At 55.3% G+C, this 19,394-nt stretch carries 15 protein-coding genes; 7 read left to right on the top strand and 8 right to left on the bottom strand.

Features of this window, described 5'->3' with window-relative positions; translation table 11 throughout:
- Nucleotides 1–128: 128 nt before the first annotated feature.
- Nucleotides 129–1,637, bottom strand: a complete 1,509-nt coding sequence (gene glpD / locus LZP96_RS18270; protein WP_064327762.1) for a glycerol-3-phosphate dehydrogenase — start codon at nucleotides 1,635–1,637, stop codon at nucleotides 129–131.
- 750 nt (nucleotides 1,638–2,387) lie between these two features.
- Between glpD and glpE the strand changes: the two genes are divergently transcribed.
- From glpE to LZP96_RS18255, 3 genes are read left to right on the top strand one after another with little or no spacing between them, the layout of a single operon-like run.
- Entirely contained in the window at nucleotides 2,388–2,720 is a 333-nt protein-coding gene (gene glpE, locus LZP96_RS18265; RefSeq protein WP_064327760.1) for a thiosulfate sulfurtransferase GlpE, read from the top strand.
- A 47-nt stretch (nucleotides 2,721–2,767) separates the two neighbouring features.
- Nucleotides 2,768–3,598: a rhomboid family intramembrane serine protease GlpG gene (glpG, locus tag LZP96_RS18260; RefSeq protein WP_064327759.1), complete on the top strand. Its 831-nt coding sequence runs from the start codon at nucleotides 2,768–2,770 to the stop codon at nucleotides 3,596–3,598.
- 16 nt (nucleotides 3,599–3,614) lie between these two features.
- Nucleotides 3,615–4,373 (top strand): DeoR/GlpR family transcriptional regulator, encoded by a 759-nt coding sequence (locus tag LZP96_RS18255; protein WP_064328201.1) that lies wholly within the window; start codon nucleotides 3,615–3,617, stop codon nucleotides 4,371–4,373.
- Between the two features lie 41 nt (nucleotides 4,374–4,414).
- Here the strand turns inward: LZP96_RS18255 and malT are convergent, their stop codons facing one another.
- The gene (gene malT, locus LZP96_RS18250) at nucleotides 4,415–7,120 is read right to left on the bottom strand and encodes an HTH-type transcriptional regulator MalT (protein ID WP_064327758.1); all 2,706 of its coding nucleotides are present in this window, start codon (nucleotides 7,118–7,120) and stop codon (nucleotides 4,415–4,417) included.
- A 584-nt stretch (nucleotides 7,121–7,704) separates the two neighbouring features.
- Here malT and malP point away from each other — a divergent pair.
- Nucleotides 7,705–10,098 (top strand): maltodextrin phosphorylase, encoded by a 2,394-nt coding sequence (malP, locus tag LZP96_RS18245; protein ID WP_064327757.1) that lies wholly within the window; start codon nucleotides 7,705–7,707, stop codon nucleotides 10,096–10,098.
- Between the two features lie 9 nt (nucleotides 10,099–10,107).
- On the top strand, nucleotides 10,108–12,195 hold the full coding sequence (gene malQ, locus LZP96_RS18240; protein ID WP_258926217.1) for a 4-alpha-glucanotransferase: 2,088 nt from the start codon (nucleotides 10,108–10,110) through the stop codon (nucleotides 12,193–12,195).
- A 69-nt stretch (nucleotides 12,196–12,264) separates the two neighbouring features.
- On the opposite strand, the gene gntT is transcribed toward malQ, so the two are convergent.
- The 3 genes from gntT to gntX all read right to left on the bottom strand — a co-directional run bounded on the left by gntT (nucleotide 12,265) and on the right by gntX (nucleotide 15,248).
- Nucleotides 12,265–13,581 carry a gluconate transporter gene (gntT, locus tag LZP96_RS18235; RefSeq protein ID WP_064327755.1) on the bottom strand — a complete coding sequence of 439 codons (1,317 nt, stop codon included), beginning with the start codon at nucleotides 13,579–13,581 and terminating at the stop codon, nucleotides 12,265–12,267.
- Nucleotides 13,582–13,928: 347 nt separating this feature from the next.
- Complete coding sequence (gene nfuA / locus LZP96_RS18230; RefSeq protein WP_064327754.1) at nucleotides 13,929–14,504, bottom strand: Fe-S biogenesis protein NfuA; 576 nt, start codon at nucleotides 14,502–14,504, stop codon at nucleotides 13,929–13,931.
- 60 nt (nucleotides 14,505–14,564) lie between these two features.
- Nucleotides 14,565–15,248, bottom strand: a complete 684-nt coding sequence (gntX, locus tag LZP96_RS18225; RefSeq protein WP_258926216.1) for a DNA utilization protein GntX — start codon at nucleotides 15,246–15,248, stop codon at nucleotides 14,565–14,567.
- A gap of 36 nt (nucleotides 15,249–15,284) precedes the next feature.
- On the opposite strand from gntX, the gene bioH reads away from it, so the two are divergent.
- Complete coding sequence (gene bioH, locus LZP96_RS18220; protein ID WP_258926215.1) at nucleotides 15,285–16,058, top strand: pimeloyl-ACP methyl ester esterase BioH; 774 nt, start codon at nucleotides 15,285–15,287, stop codon at nucleotides 16,056–16,058.
- A 109-nt stretch (nucleotides 16,059–16,167) separates the two neighbouring features.
- Nucleotides 16,168–16,437 (top strand): YdgH/BhsA/McbA-like domain containing protein, encoded by a 270-nt coding sequence (locus LZP96_RS18215; RefSeq protein WP_064328200.1) that lies wholly within the window; start codon nucleotides 16,168–16,170, stop codon nucleotides 16,435–16,437.
- A 31-nt stretch (nucleotides 16,438–16,468) separates the two neighbouring features.
- Here LZP96_RS18215 and feoC read toward each other — a convergent pair whose 3' ends face one another.
- From feoC to feoA, 3 genes are read right to left on the bottom strand one after another with little or no spacing between them, the layout of a single operon-like run.
- The gene (gene feoC, locus LZP96_RS18210) at nucleotides 16,469–16,705 is read right to left on the bottom strand and encodes a [Fe-S]-dependent transcriptional repressor FeoC (protein ID WP_064327751.1); all 237 of its coding nucleotides are present in this window, start codon (nucleotides 16,703–16,705) and stop codon (nucleotides 16,469–16,471) included.
- 13 nt (nucleotides 16,706–16,718) lie between these two features.
- The gene (gene feoB / locus LZP96_RS18205) at nucleotides 16,719–19,037 is read right to left on the bottom strand and encodes a Fe(2+) transporter permease subunit FeoB (RefSeq protein WP_258926214.1); all 2,319 of its coding nucleotides are present in this window, start codon (nucleotides 19,035–19,037) and stop codon (nucleotides 16,719–16,721) included.
- 30 nt (nucleotides 19,038–19,067) lie between these two features.
- Nucleotides 19,068–19,295: a ferrous iron transporter A gene (feoA, locus tag LZP96_RS18200; protein ID WP_064327749.1), complete on the bottom strand. Its 228-nt coding sequence runs from the start codon at nucleotides 19,293–19,295 to the stop codon at nucleotides 19,068–19,070.
- Nucleotides 19,296–19,394 lie beyond the last annotated feature (99 nt).

Genomic DNA, 19,394 nt, shown 5'->3' with positions numbered 1-19,394 from the left:
CCGCACGATGCATTTTCTCCCTCTCCCTGTGGGAGAGGGCTGGGGTGAGGGCACCAGACCGCACGATGTATTTTCTCCCTCTCCCCGTGGGAGAGGGCCGGGGTGAGGGCATCAGACCGCACAAAACATCACGACGCCAGCGACAGCTCACCCTTTCGTGCGTTACGGACCAGCCATTGCGCCACGCGTGACTGCTGCTCTGCATCCAGCCACATACCTTCCTTGGTGCGACGCCAGATCGCATCGTCCAGTCGACGCACCCACTCGTGTTCAACCAGGTAGCGCAGTTCCGCCTCGTAAAGTTCATGACCGAAATGCTCGCCCAAATCCGTCAGCTGTTGTGCTTCCCCAAGAATCAGCGCCGTGTTACTGCCATAGGTGCGGGCAAAATGGCGTGCCATAGATTCAGTAATAAACGGGTAACGACGACGCAATTTAGCCGCGTAATCATCACGATCGCTGCCGATATCGCCGCCTGGCAACGTCGCCTCTTTCGTCCACGCCGGACCGATGCCCTTATAATACGGGGTCAGTTTCTCCAGCGCATGCTCCGCCAGCTTGCGATACGTTGTCAGCTTACCGCCAAATACTGAGAGCAGCGGTGCTTTGCCGTCTACGTCATGAATATCGAGCGTGTAATCACGGGTAATGGCCTGCGGTGAATCAGATTCGTCATCGCACAACGGACGCACGCCAGAGTAAGTCCAGACAATATCGTCACGGCCAAGCTGTTTTTTAAAGTGGGCGTTATACACGTTGAGCAGATAGCCAATCTCTTTCTCGTCGATCTCAACGCTTTTCGGATCGCCGTTGTACTCCACGTCGGTGGTGCCAATAATGGAAAACTCGTCCATCCACGGGATCACAAAAACGATGCGTTTATCTTCGTTTTGCAGAATGTAGGCCTGCTTCTGCGTATGTACGCGCGGCACCACAATGTGGCTGCCTTTGATCAGACGAATGCCGTACGGAGAAGGCAAGTGCATGCCATCATCAAAGAATTCTTTGACCCACGGGCCGGTAGCATTCACCAGACCACGCGCCTGCCAGCTAAATTTTTCGCCCGTATCGATATCTTCTGCTTCTACAATCCACAGCCCGTTTTCACGACGCGCTGCAGTCGCGCGGGTGCGGGTTTTCACCTCACCGTTTTTCTTCACGACCATCTGGGCATTCGCCAGCACCAGACGGGCATCATCCACCCAGCAGTCGGAATATTCGAATCCGCGCACGATTTCCGGTTTCAGAACCGATTCTGCGCCAAAACGCAAACCGGCAGAACCCGGCAGGCTGGTCCGTTTACCCAGGTGGTCGTACATAAAGAGACCAATGCGAATCATCCAGGCCGGGCGTAAATGCGGGCGATGAGGCAAACGAAAACGCATGGGGATCGCCAGGTGAGGGGCCATTTTAAGCAGCACTTCACGTTCAGCCAGCGCTTCGCTGACCAGGCGGAATTCGTAGTGTTCAAGGTAGCGCAGGCCACCGTGGATTAATTTAGAACTGGCAGATGAGGTCGCACACGCGAGATCGTTGGCTTCCAGCATCAGTACGGATAACCCGCGTCCTGCGGCATCTGCCGCGATACCAGCACCGTTGATACCACCGCCTATCACAATCAGATCTTTGGTTTCCATGTCACCCTCATGCACTTTCGTTAAAGCTCATAAATGTTCGATATCGCTCATAATAGCAAAGGAACGCGTTTTTGGTAACATCAAAAAAACAATTTTGAGTGATAGAGATAACATAATGGCGCATACCTGCCGCCAGGACGTACACTACGGGGTAACATAATGCGGTCTGATGCCCTCACCCCAGCCCTCTCCCACGGGAGAGGGGGAAAAGGCTGAGCCCTTACCGGCAGGGAGTGGGCTGATGCCCTCACCCCGACCCTCTCCCACGGGAGAGGGGGAAAGGCTGAGCCCTTATCGGCAGAGAGCGGTCTGATGCCCTCACCCCGACCCTCTCCCACGGGAGAGGGGGAAAGGCTGAGCCCTTACCGGCAGGGAGTGGGCTGATGTCCTCACCCCGGCTCTCTCCCACGGGAGAGGGGGAAAGGCAGAGCCCTTACCGGCAGAGAGCGGTTTGATGCCCTCACCCCGGCCCTCTCCCACGGGAGAGGGGAAAGGCTGAGCCCTTACCGGCAGAGAGCGGGCTGATGCCGTCACCCCGGCCCTCTCCCACGGGAGAGGGGGAAAGACTAAGCACTTACTAGCAGGGAGCGGGCTGATGCCCTCACCCCGGCCCTCTCCCACGGAAGAGGGGGAAAATTTCCGGCAGGGAACGGGCTAAAAGACCGCACCACACCATTCCCTCTCCCCCCGGGAGAGGGGTAGGGTGAGGGGAAATAACCGCACTAAACCTGAACAACCAAAGAGAACGCCATGGATCAGTTTGAATGTATTAACGTTGAAGAAGCCCATCAGAAAATGCATCAGGGCACTGCGGTGCTGGTGGATATTCGCGATCCGCAAAGCTATGCGATGGGCCATACGCCAGGGGCGTTTCATCTGACCAATGACACTCTGGGCGCGTTTATGCGCGATAACGACTTTGACACGCCTGTCATGGTGATGTGCTACCACGGCAACAGCAGCAAAGGTGCTGCGCAGTACCTGTTGCAACAGGGTTATGACGCGGTGTACAGCGTGGACGGCGGGTTTGATGCCTGGCATCGCCATTTCCCGGCGGAAGTTGAGCACGCATTTGGCGGTTAATATCACTATACTGTCCCCTTTTGTGTGGAAATAAGCGACCGCCGCCCATGTTGATGATCACCTCTTTTACCAACCCACGCGTCGCCCAGGCGTTTGTCGACTATATGGCGACGCAGGGTGTTATCCTGACAATTCAACAGCATACGCAAACTGATGTCTGGCTGGCGGATGAAAGCCAGGCAAACCGGGTGAATGCGGAGCTGGCACGCTTTCTTGAGAACCCGGGCGACCCCCGTTACCTGGCCGCAAGTTGGCACGCGGGCCAGACGGACAGCGGTTTGCAGTACAGTCGTTTTCCGTTTCTCGCCACCATTCGCGAACGAGCCGGACCCTTTACGCTACTCCTGATGGCAGCCTGCATTCTGGTGTTCATCATCATGAACGTGGTGGGCGATCAAAGCGTGATGGTGGCGCTGGCCTGGCCTTACGATCCCTCGCTGCAATTTGACGTCTGGCGCTACTTTACCCATGCGCTGATGCACTTCTCCGTGCTGCATATTCTGTTCAACCTGCTGTGGTGGTGGTATCTCGGCGGGCTGGTCGAGAAGCGCCTCGGCAGTGGAAAGCTGATTGTCATCACCATTATCAGTGCGCTGCTCAGTGGCTATGTGCAGCATAAATTTAGTGGACCATGGTTTGGTGGGTTATCCGGCGTGGTTTACGCGTTGATGGGCTATGCCTGGCTTCGGGGCGAACGCGATCCCGAAAGCGGCATCTTCTTACAACGGGGTTTAATCATCTTTGCCGTCGTCTGGCTGATCGCCGGATGGTTTGATCTGTTTGGGATGTCTATCGCCAATGGCGCACACGTCACGGGGCTGGCCGTCGGGCTGGCTATGGCCCTGGCCGATACGCTGAATGCGCGAAAACGAACATAATTTCCTGGGATATTTCATGAAACAAACACAGCGTCATGACGCCATTATCGAGCTGGTTAAAAAACAGGGATACGTCAGTACGGAAGAGCTGGTCGAGCAATTCGCCGTCAGCCCGCAGACCATCCGTCGTGATTTAAACGATCTCGCCGATCAGAATCGCATTCTTCGTCATCATGGCGGCGCGGCGCTCCCGTCAAGCTCGGTTAACACCTCCTGGCACGATCGTAAGGCCACGCAGACGGCCGAAAAAGAGCGTATCGCCCGCAAAGTCGCCAGCCAAATCCCGAACGGCGCGACGCTGTTTATTGATATTGGCACGACGCCGGAAGCCGTGGCTCATGCGTTGCTGAGCCACGAGAATTTACGCATCGTCACCAATAACCTGAACGTGGCTAACACGCTGATGCAGAAAGATGACTTCCGCATCATTCTAGCCGGCGGGGAACTACGAAGCCGTGACGGCGGGATCATTGGCGAAGCCACGCTCGATTTTATCTCACAGTTCCGTCTGGATTTCGGCATCCTCGGCATCAGCGGTATCGACAGCGACGGCTCACTGCTGGAGTTTGATTATCACGAGGTGCGTACCAAGCGCGCCATTATCGATAATTCCCGGCACGTCATGCTGGTCGTCGACCATTCAAAATTTGGCCGTAACGCAATGGTCAATATGGGCAGTATTAGCATGGTTAATGCGGTCTACACCGATGTGCTGCCGCCGGAAGGGGTGTTGCAGGTGATTAAAGATCATAACGTTCAGCTGGAGCTGTGCTGATAATAAATGTGCCCTCTCCACCGGGAGAGGGCTGAAGTGGCCTATACGCCATACCCCATCATCTTCAGCAACTGCTGTGCATGCAGTACCGCATCCTGACGATGCGCCACGCCAAGCTTCTGATATAAGTTCCGGATATGCGTTTTGATGGTGGTCGCCGCCACCGCCAGTTCGCCGGCAATTTGCTCATTACTGTAGCCAGAATAAATCAGCCCCAGAACCTGCCACTCGCGCTGGGTGAGCGGGCTGGTGCGGATAAGTTCCGGCACTTCCGGGTGATTCAGCAGACGTTCAACAAAGTTCTCGTCGAAGTGGGCGAATTTGTGGCGATGATGCTGATTGATTTCGCGCAGGATACGCTGGGCGCGGTGCTGGTCCAGCTCTGGCAGCGTGTTAAGTTGAATCAACTGGCGCAACTGCTGAGCCATGACCTCGCCTTCAATGACGAAATGGCTGATAAAACCGGTGCGATTAGCCAGCTGCAGGGCTTCCAGCAGCACGCGCTGGGCGTCGTTTTTGCGCCCCGCCTGCCAGTAAAGCTGGTTGAGCAACAGCAGGTTACGGTTTAAATCGCTCATCAGCCGCAGGCTGCGCGCGTTCTCATTCAGTTCATCCAGCACGATCTCCGCGGGTTCAAAATCACCCAGCAGGATCTGCACGCGGGCAATATTACGCCACTGGCTTTGCAGGAAGTGGTTATTGGCGAATGCCGGTTTTGGCGTCTGGCTCAGCCAGTTGGCCGCGGATTTTTTATCCCCAATCATCTGCCAGTAAATCACCCGCACCTTATCGGCGTTAGACACCCAGTCGCTGTGATACTGGCCGTTACCCAGCAGGTTCTCCAGACGATTCAGGTGATTGCGGGCATTATCCAGATCGCCTCGCGCCAGCGAGCACTGCACCAGCAGGGCCAGACACTGTAACTGCTGCTGCGGCTGGTAGGCTGACAACACATCCACGCCGTGACGTGCAGAGCTTTCCGCTTCGTCCAGCCGCGCCCAGGCCCAGAGCAGCTGTGAGCGAATACGCAACAGAAACTCGTGCATCGGTAACTGTTCAAGGTGCTGATCGCGAATCAGCTGGAATGCCTTTTCCTGTGTCTCCCAGGCGGCCTGTAAAAAGCCCTGGGCAAACAAAATTTCGCTTTGCTGAATCAGGCTCCAGAGCGCGTAATGCCAGACGTCATGGCGACGTGCCATCTGTTCGGTTTGCTGCATCAGCGACAGTGAACGCGTGAGATCGCCTTTACAGTGCAACACTTCCCCGTGAACGGAGGTCGCAACGATACGGCTGTAAAAGTTTGCCAGCGGCAGTTCATCCAGGGCGATCATCGCCAGACGCTCGGCCTCTTCCTGATCGCCATCGTTAATGGCAACCTGTGCACGCAGGGCGTTGAATTCTCCGTGCAGCGTGGCATCCATTTCGCCGCTCATCTCTTGTTCTGCCCGGGCCAGCAGGGTGTTCACTTCGCTGTAACGATGCTGGCTTTGCATCAGCCAGGCCTGCAACAGCACCAGACGCGGATTCTCCAGCAGGCTTTCCCAGGGCAAAGCACGCAGCGACTCTTCCAGTAAGGTCAGTTCGCTGTGGTTAAACAAACCCCATGCGTGGTTAAGCAGGATGTCACGCAGCATATTGGCATCCCCGGCGGCCAGGGCGTGATGAATGGCTTCGCTGGGGAACCCTTGCGCCATCCAGCTCTCAGCGGCGGCACGGTGTACTTCAGGCAACTCTGTCGCCAGCTCCCACTGACAGCGCTGACGCAGGAAGCTGCCAAACAGCGGATGGAAGCAGAACCATTCGCCGGAGTCATCCATACGTTGCAGGAAAAGCCCCTGACGTTCGATCTCCTCCAGACGCATCTGTCCGTTTTCCTCGCCCGTGACGCGAACAATTAATGCATCATTCATGGAGCGCAGAAGCGAGCTTTTCAGCAGAAAATGGCGGGTTGACGCATCGACGCTATCCAGTACTTCATCAACCAGATAATCGGAAAGGTGGCTGGCATTGATGCCGGACAGACGGCGTGCCGACTGATGCGCGGGGCTATTATTCTGACGCGCTGAAAGGGCGATGAGCTGAAGAGCGGTCGCCCAGCCTGCCACATCGTCACACAGACGGCTGCTTTCAGAGGCCTCAATCGGCGAGGTTAACCGGCAGTCGAAGAACTGTTTGGCTTCCTGATGATTGAACGCCAGCTGCTGGCTGCCAATCTCCAGCAGCTGATCGCGCACGCGTAAATTCGCGATGCCTAACTGCGGCAGGTTACGCGACAGGACAACCAGCGTGAGATTTTCGGGCTGATGGCGCAGGAAGAAACGCATGGATTCATGTATCACCGTATTGGTGATCAGATGGTAATCATCAATCACCAGATAAAGCGGGCGATGCCACTCAGCCAGTTCGATAAAGAGCTGTGAAAAAAGAGACGATAAGCTGGCGTACTGCCTTTTTTGCACCATGACTTCGCTGGTGACGCAGTGGCCATTGGTCGCCTGTTGGATCGCGGCAATAAGATAGCTGGCGAAACGTTCCTGCTGATTATCCCCTTCATCAAGGGAGTACCAGCCCAGATCGCTCTTACCGGCTGCCCATTGTGAAATGAGCGTTGTTTTTCCATAACCTGCAGGGCTTGTCACCAGCGCCAGTCGGAAATTATTCGCGCCGGAAAGTTTCGCCAGCAGCCGTTCGCGGACCACAGTATGGTCAAGACGAACCGGGCGGCTTAATTTGGACGGAATCAACATATTTTTTCACTTCACTGTGGGAAACGAGGAATTTGATTTTTTTTGCGCTTCGTAATTAATGGTTATAAGGTCGGCCAGAACGAAACGTATTGCAAGTTATGTCCGGGTTTTGTGTCCTCGAATTTGCACTCTGTCACAAAATTATCTTTCAGAGGGAAGGAACTTTTCAGAAGGGCCTTTATGCCGCATGGTTACTGGCTTGATTGCCTCTAAGGTGGTTATCATGAAACGGGTTTCAGTTGCGTAAAGATTCCCTAAAGTTATTAAAATTCTCCTCGCGTAATTCAGCCTGAATAAAGTACTCAGATAATCCTGATAATAAGAAATATTATTCTCCGTAAGTAATTATTTCCGTATGGTTTAATTACACCCGAAACCGCATTTCATTTTTTTGACACTCTTCCCGTTTAATCCTTGTCGGAGGGGGCACACTCAACCTGTTTACAGAGTGGCCTTGATCACACTTTTACGCTCATCCCCGCTACTCCTCCCTGTCTAATCCCCGGCAGGAGGAGGAAGAGGAGTAATGAGCCAGGCACACTAGCGCCAATATGTTTTCTTTCTCTACAGGATGCAGATTCCCTATGTCACAGCCTACCTTCGATAAAGCTCAATTTCAGGCTGCCCTGACGCGTCAGTGGCAGCGCTTTGGTTTAACTGCTGCAAAAGAGATGACGTCGCATCAGTGGTGGCAGGCCGTAAGCGGCGCCCTTGCTGAGTTACTGAGTGCCCAGCCAGCGGCGAAACCGGTGAAAGGCCAGCGCCACGTTAACTATATTTCGATGGAGTTCCTCATTGGCCGCCTGACGGGAAATAACCTGCTGAACCTGGGCTGGTATCAGGAAGTGAGCGAGGTGCTGAACGAGCACAGCATTCATCTGACTGATTTGCTGGAAGAAGAGACCGATCCGGGTCTGGGCAACGGGGGGCTGGGGCGACTGGCGGCCTGTTTCCTCGATTCCATGGCGACGGTGGGGCAATCAGCCACGGGCTACGGCCTGAACTATCAGTACGGTTTATTCCGTCAGTCTTTTGCAGAGGGACATCAGATTGAGGCCCCTGACGACTGGCATCGCGGCAGCTATCCGTGGTTCCGCCACAATGCCCAGCTGGATGTGAACGTCGGTATCGGCGGGAAAGTGTCAAAACAGGGGCACTGGGAGCCAGGCTTTGTGATTACCGGGCAGGCCTGGGATCTGCCTGTACTGGGCTATCGCAACGGAATCGCGCAGCCGCTGCGCCTGTGGCAGGCCACGCACGCCCACCCGTTCAATCTGACAAAATTTAACGACGGCGATTTCCTGCGTGCCGAACAGCAAGGTATCGACGCTGAAAAGCTGACCAAAGTACTCTATCCGAACGACAACCATCTGGCCGGTAAAAAACTGCGTCTCATGCAGCAATACTTCCAGTGCGCCTGTTCCGTGGCCGATATCCTGCGTCGCCACCATCTGGCGGGCCGTAAACTGGCCGAGCTGCCTGATTTTGAGGTCATTCAGCTTAACGATACGCACCCGACGATTGCCATTCCTGAGCTTCTGCGCGTACTGCTCGACGAGCATCAGCTGGACTGGGACGCCGCCTGGGCTATCACCAGCCGTACCTTCGCCTATACTAACCACACTCTGATGCCAGAAGCGCTGGAGTGCTGGGATGAGAAGCTAGTGAAAACCTTGCTGCCGCGTCATATGCAGATCATCAACACGATTAACGATAAGTTTAAAAAATTGGTGGATAAAACCTGGCCGGGCGATAAAGCGGTCTGGGCGAAACTGGCGGTCGTTCATGATAAGCAGGTCCGCATGGCGAACATGTGCGTGGTGAGTGGTTTTGCGGTGAACGGCGTGGCCGCGCTGCACTCCGATCTGGTCGTCAAAGATCTGTTCCCGGAATACCACCAGCTGTGGCCGAACAAATTCCACAATGTGACCAACGGCATCACGCCGCGTCGCTGGATCAAGCAGTGCAACCCGGCGCTGGCAAACTTACTGGATAAAACGCTGAAAAAAGAGTGGGCTAACGATCTCGACCAGCTTATCCACCTGGAAAAATATGCGGATGACGCGACGTTCCGCGAGACCTACCGCGCTATTAAGCGGGATAACAAAGTGCGTCTGGCGGCATTTGTGAAAGTGCGTACCGGTATTGAAATCAGTCCGGACGCGATTTTTGATATACAGATTAAGCGCCTGCACGAGTACAAACGTCAGCACCTGAATCTGCTTCATATTCTGGCGCTGTATAAAGAGATCCGCGAGAACCCGCAGGCCGACCGCGTGCCACGCGTGTTCCTGTTCGGGGCGAAAGCAGCACCGGGTTACTACCTTGCGAAGAATATCATTCTGGCCATTAACAAAGTGGCGCAAGCGGTAAACAACGATCCGAAAGTTGGCGACAAACTGAAAGTGGTGTTCCTGCCGGATTACTGTGTCTCCGCAGCAGAACTGCTGATTCCGGCTGCGGATGTTTCCGAGCAGATCTCCACCGCGGGTAAAGAGGCCTCCGGGACCGGCAACATGAAACTGGCCCTGAACGGCGCGCTGACCGTGGGAACGCTTGACGGGGCGAACGTGGAAATTGCCGAGCAGGTGGGCGAAGAAAATATCTTTATCTTTGGTCATACCGTAGAACAGGTAAAAGCGATCAAAGCCAAAGGCTACGATCCGGTGAAATGGCGTAAGAAAGACAAAGTTCTGGATGCGGTATTAAAAGAGCTGGAAAGCGGCAAATACAGCGACGGCGATAAGCACGCGTTTGACCAGATGCTGCACAGCATGGACAAACACGGCGGTGACCCGTACCTGGTGATGGCTGACTTTACCGCTTACGTTGAAGCACAAAAGCAGGTCGATGTGCTCTATCGCGATCGGGACGCCTGGACCCGCGCGTGCATTCTGAATACGGCACGCTGCGGCATGTTTAGCTCCGATCGCTCAATTCGTGATTATCAGGCCCGTATCTGGCAGGCAAAACGCTAAGGAAGCGCGATGGAGACCAAACGTCTGGATAATGCCGCGCTGGCGGCGGGGATCAGCCCCAGTTACATCAATGCTCACGGCAAACCGCAGTCAATTGGTGCTGAGACCAAAAGACGTTTGCTGGATGCGATGCACAAAACCACCACCGTCGCGAAAGCGGCGGTCACACCGGTCCCTGTCGTTAAGGTTTTTACCGCCGGTAAAAAAATGCCGCTGCCGGTGCAGGGTCAGGGTGAGTTCCAGTGGCTGCTGACCACCGAACAGGGGCAGGAACATAAAGGCCATGTTGCGGGCGGTAAAGCGCTCAACCTTCCGGCGAAGCTGCCCGAGGGGTATCACACCCTGACGCTGAGCCAGGGCGAAGCGCGTTTTGAATGCCGTGTGATTATCGCCCCGAAGCGTTGTTATGAGCCGCAGGCGCTGCTCGACGGTAAAAAGCTGTGGGGTGCCTGCGTGCAGCTCTACACCCTGCGCTCGGACGATAACTGGGGGATTGGCGATTTCGGCGATCTGAAAAAGATGCTGGCTGAAGTGGGTAAACGTGGCGGAGCCTTTATTGGCCTTAACCCGATCCATGCGCTTTATCCGGCGAATCCGGAAAGCGCCAGCCCTTACAGCCCGTCGTCCCGCCGGTGGCTGAACGTAATTTACATCGACGTAAACGCGTTAGACGATTTTAAAAACAGCAAGGAGGCGCAGGCGTGGTGGAAGCTCGACACGACAAAGCAGATGCTGAAAAAGGCCCGCGAAGCGGAGTGGGTCGACTACGCCGCCGTCACGTCGTTAAAAATGGCCGCGCTGCGTCTGGCCTGGACAGGTTTTGCAAAGCGCGACGATGAGCAGATGGCGGCGTTCCGCCAGTTCGTCACCCGGGAGGGCGAGAGCCTGTACTGGCAAGCCGCGTTCGACGCGATACATGCTTATCAGGTGAAAGAGGACGAAATGCGCTGGGGCTGGCCGGTCTGGCCAGAGGCATATCAATCCGTAGACTCACCGGAAGTGAAGGCATTTTGCCAGAAGCATGCTGATGAAGTGGACTTTTTCCTCTGGCTGCAATGGCTGGCGTACAGCCAGTTTGCCGCATGCTGGCAGGAAAGCCAGGGTTATACGATGCCGATCGGCCTGTACCGCGACCTCGCCGTTGGCGTGGCGGAAGGCGGGGCGGAAACCTGGTGTGACCGCGAGCTGTACTGCCTGAAAGCCTCCGTCGGCGCACCGCCAGATATTCTCGGCCCTCTGGGCCAGAACTGGGGTTTACCGCCGATGGATCCGCATGTGATGGCGGCACGTGGCTATCAGCCTTTCATCGATTTGCTGCGTGCTAACATGCAAAACTGTGGAGCGTTGCGTATTGACCACGTGATGTCCGTGCTGCGTCTGTGGTGGATCCCCTACGGCGAAACGGCCGATCACGGAGCTTATGTTCAGTATCCCGTTGATGATCTGCTTTCTCTGTTGGCCCTCGAAAGTAAGCGCCATAACTGCATGGTGATTGGTGAAGACCTTGGAACCGTGCCGGTTGAAATCGTGAGTAAATTACGCGAGAGTGGCGTTTATTCATACAAAGTACTTTATTTCGAGAGCGATCATGAGAAGACGTTCCGTGCGCCGAAAGCGTACCCTGAACAATCAATGGCTGTCGCGACAACGCATGATCTTCCTACGCTGCGAGGCTATTGGGAAAGTGGCGATCTCACGCTTGGCAAAACGTTAGGGCTTTATCCGGACGAAGTGGTGCTACGTGGGTTATATCAGGATCGCGAGCTGGCGAAACAGGGCTTGCTGGACGCATTGCATAAGCATGGCTGTCTGCCAAAACGCGCCGGGCATAAAGCTTCACAGATGACGATGACCGCCACCTTAAACCGCGGGATGCAGCGCTACATCGCTGACAGCAACAGTGCGCTCCTGGGCCTGCAACCGGAAGACTGGCTGGGCATGGCGGAGCCGGTGAACATCCCGGGCACCAGCTATCAGTACAAGAACTGGCGGCGCAAACTCTCAACCAGCCTTGAAAAGATGTTTGCCGATGATGGGGTGAACAAGCTGATTAAAGACCTGGATAAGCGCAGAAGGGCGATAACGAAGAAGCGGTGATTTTGCCTCTCACGAAGGAGAGGGGACAGAAATCAGGCCGGGCAAGCGTTGCTTCCCGGCCTTTTTACATTACAGCGCCATATTCAGCAGCAGACAACCGACCAGGCCGCACACGGAAATTATGGTTTCCAGCATTGACCAGGACTTGATGGTTTCACCGATGGTCAGGTTGAAGTACTCCTTGAACAGCCAGAAGCCGGGATCGTTCACGTGAGAGAAAATAACGCTACCGGAACCAACCGCAATCACCATCAGTTCAGGACTGACGCCGGTGGTCGCAATCAGTGGCGCCACAATCCCGCCTGCCGTAATCGCGGCCACGGTGGCAGAACCCAGCGCGATACGCAGAACCGCCGCGATAGACCAGGCCATCAGAAGCGGAGAAATGTTGGTGTCATGCATCATTGAGGCGATGTATTTGTCCACGCCGCTGTCGACCAGAACCTGTTTGAACGCACCGCCGCCACCGATAATCAGCAGCATCATGGCAATGATTTTGATGGCTGAGGTCAGCGTGTCGTTAATCTGATCCATGGAACGGCCACGGTTCAGACCGAAGGTGAAGATCGCAATCAGCACGGCAATCAGCGTCGCCATGACCGGATCGCCCAGGAACTCGGCAACGGAGAGGAAGGCGTGACCTTTTGGCAGCATCATTTCAGCCACGGCACGCATCGCCATCAGCACAACCGGTACCAGTGAGGTCCAGACGCTGACGCCAAAGCCTGGCATCTCTTCTTCAGTAAAGGTTTTCGCGTTGTACAGCCCTTCAGGAATCGGTTTGTCGATGCCTTTCAGGCAGCGAGCAAATACCGGCCCCGCCAGAATCACCGTTGGGATGGCCAGAATCGTACCGAACAGCAGGGTTTTGCCCATATCCGCATGGAAGATGGTCGCGATGGCGGTTGGGCCCGGGTGGGGAGGCAGGAAGCCGTGGGTGACCGACAGTGCGGCCGCCATTGGTACACCAACGAACAGCAGCGGGATATTGGCCGCCGCCGCGATGGTGAAGACCAGCGGCAGCATCAGCACAAAGCCCACTTCGTAGAACAGGGCGAAGCCGACGGTGAAACCGGTCAACACAACGGCCCACTGGATGTGCTGCTTACCAAATTTGGCAATCAGCGTGGTGGCGATACGTTGTGCGCCGCCGCAGTCTGCCAGCATTTTGCCGAGCATTGCGCCGAAGCCCATGATCAGCGCCAGGCTGCCCAGGGTTCCGCCGACGCCGGCTTTAATGGAGCTGATAACCTTTACCAGCGGCATTCCTTGCATCAGACCGACGGCAAGGGCCACCAGAATCAGAGCGATAAATCCGTTCAGTTTGAAACGGATCATCAGGAGCAGTAATAACACAACACCGATAGCGACGATGACTAATGGCATGATTGACCTGGCCTATGAATTGTTATGGGTAACGTCATTGTTTCAACGACAATTTCCGACAGTCCCAACTGGGAACAGAGTGTTAACGGCACTAATACCGATCGCCTGTGAAACTATGTAGTTTAGACGGCTGTTATGAGTGTGCTTAGTGCCCATATCAATGATACGGGTAACATCGGGTGATTGAGAATCACCTCGAGGGGCAAAATTTTATTTATGAGACGCAGGTCAACATCCAGGAAGGTTGCAGGCAAAGAAAAGCCGGGTAGCGGCTTCGCTTAACCCGGCCCGGGATGCGCTATGCAGACCCGGCACGCGAAGCGCCACCGGGCAAGACAGACGGGAACTTAGTAGTAAGAGTGCTCGCCGCGCTGGTGTTCCGTTAAATCACGAACGCCTTTCAGCTCAGGGAATTCAGCCAGCATCTGCTTTTCGATCCCTTCCTTCAGGGTTACGTCGACCATGGAACAGCCGTTACAGCCGCCACCGAATTGCAGAATCGCTAAACCGTCTTCGGTGATTTCCATCAGCGTTACGCGTCCACCGTGGCCCGCCAGCTGTGGGTTAATTTGTGATTGCAGCAGATATTCCACGCGCTCCATCAGCGGCGCATCGTCAGACACTTTACGCATTTTCGCGTTCGGCGCTTTCAGCGTCAGCTGAGAACCCAGCTGGTCGGTCACAAAATCGATCTCCGCATCGTCAAGATACGGTGCGCTCAGCTCATCGACATAGGCGGTAAGCTGCTCGAATTTAAGGGCAGTGTCAGTTGCTTCCACAGCGTCCGGAGGACAATAAGAGACGCCGCATTCTGCATTGGGTGTGCCTGGATTGATCACAAACACGCGGATCTGGGTCCCTTCTTCCTGATTTGCCAACAGTTTGGCAAAGTGCGCTTGTGCAGAATCGGAAATACGGATCATAGGTTCGGCCTAATAGTTGACTAAAATACCAGGTTTTATCATACGCCCATCGGAAAAGGGCTACAAGGTACGACACAGACACCATACCTGAACGGACGCGGCCCCGCTTTGCAAAAGCAGTCGGGAAAGTTCCGCTACGGTACTGCCCGTGGTGACGACATCATCCACAATCGCGATATGGCGGCCCGTCACCGCGATTTCAAGGCGGAAAGCATTTTTGAGATTCCTTTTGCGCAGCCGCGCACTTAACTGATGCTGAATGGCCGTCGCTTTAACACGCCGCAGCGCCCCGGGGTGATAGTCGCAGCTCAGCCAGTGGGCGAGGGGGCGACAGAGAAGATCGCTTTGGTTATAGCCCCGTCGCCAGTGGCGGCGCGCGAAGAGCGGCACATTCACCAGCAAATCGACCTTCGGCAACGACCGCGTGCGGGTTGCGAAAAGCACATTCAGTAACAGCAGTCGCGCCAGGGGCCGTCCCAGCTGACACTGACGAGTGAATTTCAGTTTATGGATGAGTTTACTCAGCGGCGGGATATAGTTGTCCACCGACACCAGCGCGCGCCAGGGCGGCGGCGTTTGCAGACATCGCCCGCAGGGCGAGCGGTTATCATGAGCGGGCAAACCACACACCGGGCAGCCCGGCAGGCGTACGCTGAACGCGTGGCTACAGACAGAGCATATTCCCCAGTGGCTCAACGCGAGGGGCATTCGGCATAGCCAGCACAAGCCAGGCACTGTTAGCATAGACAACCTCCTTGTCAGAAAAGAGAACAATAACCGATGAAGAATCTTTGGTGGCAGACCCTTGGTACGGGAAATTGTCATCTTGTGCTGCTGCACGGATGGGGACTGAATGCCGATGTATGGCATGGTGTCCAGGAGGAACTGGCCTCGCAATTTACGCTGCATCTGGTGGATTTACCCGGCTTTGGTCGCAGCCACGATTTCCCGGCGATGTCACTCGACGAAATGGCGACAAGGGTGCTGCAACAGGCGCCGCAAAACGCGATCTGGCTTGGCTGGAGTCTGGGTGGGCTGGTAGCAAGCCAGATTGCATTAACGCACCCGGAACGCGTTCAGGCGCTGGTTACCGTGGCGTCGTCTCCCTGTTTTTGCGCGCATGACGCCTGGCCGGGCATCAGGCAGGAGGTGCTCGCCAGCTTTCAGCAGCAGCTGAGCGAAGATTTCCAGCGTACGGTGGAGCGCTTCTTAGCGCTGCAAACCATGGGGACCGAGACGGCGCGGCAGGACGCCCGCACTCTCAAGCAAAAGGTGCTTTCGCTCCCTATGCCGGAGGTGGAGGTGCTCAACGGCGGGCTGGAGATCCTCAAAACAGCCGATCTGCGTGAGCCTCTGGCCGCATTAACGATGCCGCATCTGCGCCTTTACGGCTATCTGGACGGGCTGGTGCCGCGCAAAGTGGTACCGCTGCTGGATGACCTCTGGCCGCAAAGTGAATCGATGGTGATAGCCAAAGCGGCGCATGCCCCGTTTATCTCGCATCCTGAGACATTTTGCGCGGCGTTAACCGGGTTACGCCAGCGTCTCGCTTGATTGTTTTCTGCTCAGCCTGGCAAAAGTGGCGCAGTGCAACAATACTCTTTATGTCGTTCGGCGGTACGCATGCGATAAACACGATTACCAATAAAGGGAGAGTATGGATATGAAAATTGTCACAGGAATTGTCGCTTCACTGGTTATTGGGTCACTGTCTTTTGGTGCTTTTGCGGCAAAAGAACTGCAGCGTGATGAAGCTAAAAAAATGAATCTGACGAAAGTTGGGGACGTGTCGACATCGGATAAAACCGCACCGATGGATGCCAAAAAAGAGCTTTCTGACAAAGCAGATGAAATGGGCGGCACGTACTATGTCATCACCAGCGGCACGAAAAACGAGAAAGATATTCGTGCAACCGCAGAAGTGTTCAAGTAATCCGTTATTGAATACCTGATGGCGCTTCAGCTTATCGAAGCGCCCACCACTCCCTGAGACAGGCCTTTCCTTCCGGGCAGCTTCTACAGCTGCCCGATAAACAGCTGTTCGGCGCTTCCTGAATGCGTATGGCTTTGCCCATCGCTTCCAGTCTTTCCAGCATGGCATCGATCATCGGCTGCGGCGTATTGAGGGAATGGCTCAGCTGTGTCGCCTCCATGCGTCCTCGTAGCGCCAGTAAATCACGAACCTCAATCATCGATGCCATGGGTCTATACCTCTTAGTGACAATCGCCAGCCGGGCTGCTACAGCAGGTCGCGGCGGTTTTGCGGGTAGCCAGCAGGTTCACATCCACCCGGCTACGCGCCCGGCGGAGCAGCCCCAGCAACACCACGTTAAACAGCACCACCGCCAGCAGGCAGATCAGACTGTAGCGAGGATGCTGGCTGTAGTTGACCGTTTGATAAAAGACGGTCGCCAGCGAGTAAGCAATGTTCAGGCCCCACAGGATGGAGAAACCCATCCAGCCCCGGCTCGATTCACGGGCAATCGCCCCCATGACGGAAATGCAGGGAATGTAGAGCAGCACGAAGATCAGATAGCTGTAGGCGGCAGACGGGCTACCAAATTTCTCGCTCATTACGCCCATGGCGCCCGTGGCCATCTCGCCGTCGCCTTTACTGGCTTCGATAGGGTTCGCCAGCACGCTCAGGCTAAAGGTGTCTTTCAGGCTTTGCCAGGTTTCTGACACGGCGCTTGCCAGCTCGTCACCGGGATGGAATTCCGCAGGATTGAACGCCTCTTCCTGAATATTCTCTGCCGTGTAGAGGGTGTTCAGCGTCCCCACCACCACCTCTTTTGCCATCGCACCGGTGAACAAGCCGACGGTGGCCTGCCAGTTGTCCTCATGCACGCCAATCGGTTTGAATATCGGGGTGATCGTACGGCTTACCGAGGCCAGTGCAGAATCGTTAATATTATCTGCCGCGGCTCCGCTCAGGGTAAAGCTGTTCAGGGCGCTCAGGAAAATGCTCACAATGACGATCACCTTACCGGCGCGCAGAACAAACCCTTTCAGGCGCTGCCAGGTCTGGATGAACAGGCTTTTAACGTGCGGGACGTGATAAACCGGTAGCTCCATGACAAAGGGTGAGGCTTCGCCGCGCATGATGGTGTGTTTCAACATCAGGCCGGTGAGGATCGCCATAATGATACCCAGCAGATAGAGTGAGAAGACCGCCAGCGCGCCTTGCTGGCCGAAGAAGGCGGCAGCAAAGACGGCGAAGATCGCCAGGCGTGCCCCGCAGGACATAAACGGCGCCATCATGATGGTCATCAGGCGTTCACGCGGTGCATCCAGGGTACGGGCGCCCATGACCGACGGCACGTTACAGCCAAAGCCCACAATCAACGGCACGAAGGATTTCCCCGGCAGGCCCAGCGCCTGCATAAGGCGGTCCATCACAAACGCCGCGCGGGCCATGTAGCCGGAATCCTCAAGGAAAGAGAGGAACAGATACATCATGCCAATTTGCGGCACCAGAGGCAGCACCGTGTTAATACCGCCTCCGAGGCCCTGGGCGAGGAAGATGGTCAACCATTCCGGGAAGTGCAGCGTATATCCCAGCCATTGCAGGCCATGAATAAAAATAGCCACTGAGCCGACATCAAACAGCGGCTGTAACGCGCCGCCGATATTAATGGCGAGCAGGAACATCACATACATCACCAGCAAAAAGACCGGCAGTCCCAGGAAACGGTTGAGTACGATTTTATCGACGGCGGCGGTAAAGCGGCTGGGTTCAGCGGTCAGCGTATTACTGACCACGTCACAGATGGCGGCGATGCTTTGATAGCGCGCATCGGCAATGTGCAGGGCCGGGTCGTCGAGCTCGCTGTCCAGACGTTGCAGAGCGCTATTCAGCTTCTTCGCGGCATCGCCTGCATACGCCCGGCTGTAGATATCGCCTTCCAGCATTTGCAGGCCGAGCCAGAGACGCTGCCTGGGCGGCAGAGTGCCGCTCATCTCCTGCGATAACATCTCTGCTTCGCGCATTAGTGGCCCGGCGTAATGCACCAGCTCGATCGGGTCATTACCCGTATGACGATCGATGGCCAGCTTCAGGGCATCAATGCCGCGTGCACGCGTGGACACCAGCGGCACCACAGGGCAGCCAAGACGTGCCGCAAGGGCGTCGATATCGATACGGATTTTTTGCTTTTCCGCAATATCAAGCATGTTCAGCGCCACAACGCAGGGGATGCCAAGCTCCAGCAGCTGCAGCGTCAGATAAAGGTTTCGCTCAAGGTTTGAAGCATCGACGACGTTAATGAGTAAGTCTGCATCGCCGCTCAGAATATAGTGGCAGGCAATTTGTTCATCGAGAGACGTTTGCGATGAAATAGTGGTTAACGAATAGGTGCCTGGCAGGTCAACCAGCGTGACGTGATTATCTGTTGTAGAAAACTGACCTTCTTTTCGTTCTACCGTGACACCCGCCCAGTTTCCCACACGCTGGCGTGCGCCTGTTAGCTGATTAAATAACGTTGTCTTGCCGGAATTAGGATTGCCAATTAAGCCAATGGTTAATTTTTTCATTGCGTTAGACTCATTGTCACTGCGGGCGAATTATTGTGATAAGGATTCGACTTCAATTAAGGCGAGGTCTTTTTTCCGTAATACCAGGCTCACCCGGCGAGTTTCGATATGAATAGGGTCACCCAAAGGCGCAACGCGAACCACCTGAAAGGAGGAGCCGGGCAACATGCCGAGGGACAGCAGTTTCTGGCGATAAGCGGGACTGATCTCGTGAGTAAAACCCGTAATTTTCCACGCACTGTCTGGAGTGAATTGCATAGCGACCACGTTCACCGAAGGTTAAATAATCAACAGATGCAATGATAATGAGAATGGTTTCTATCAGCAATAATAAAACTGTGACGGAATGTTGTTTAC

Origin of the sequence: Huaxiibacter chinensis, from assembly GCF_022171985.1 — a bacterium.
Classification (GTDB): Bacteria; Pseudomonadota; Gammaproteobacteria; order Enterobacterales; family Enterobacteriaceae; genus Enterobacter; species Enterobacter chinensis_A.
This window is presented reverse-complemented; position numbering and strand designations above follow the sequence as displayed.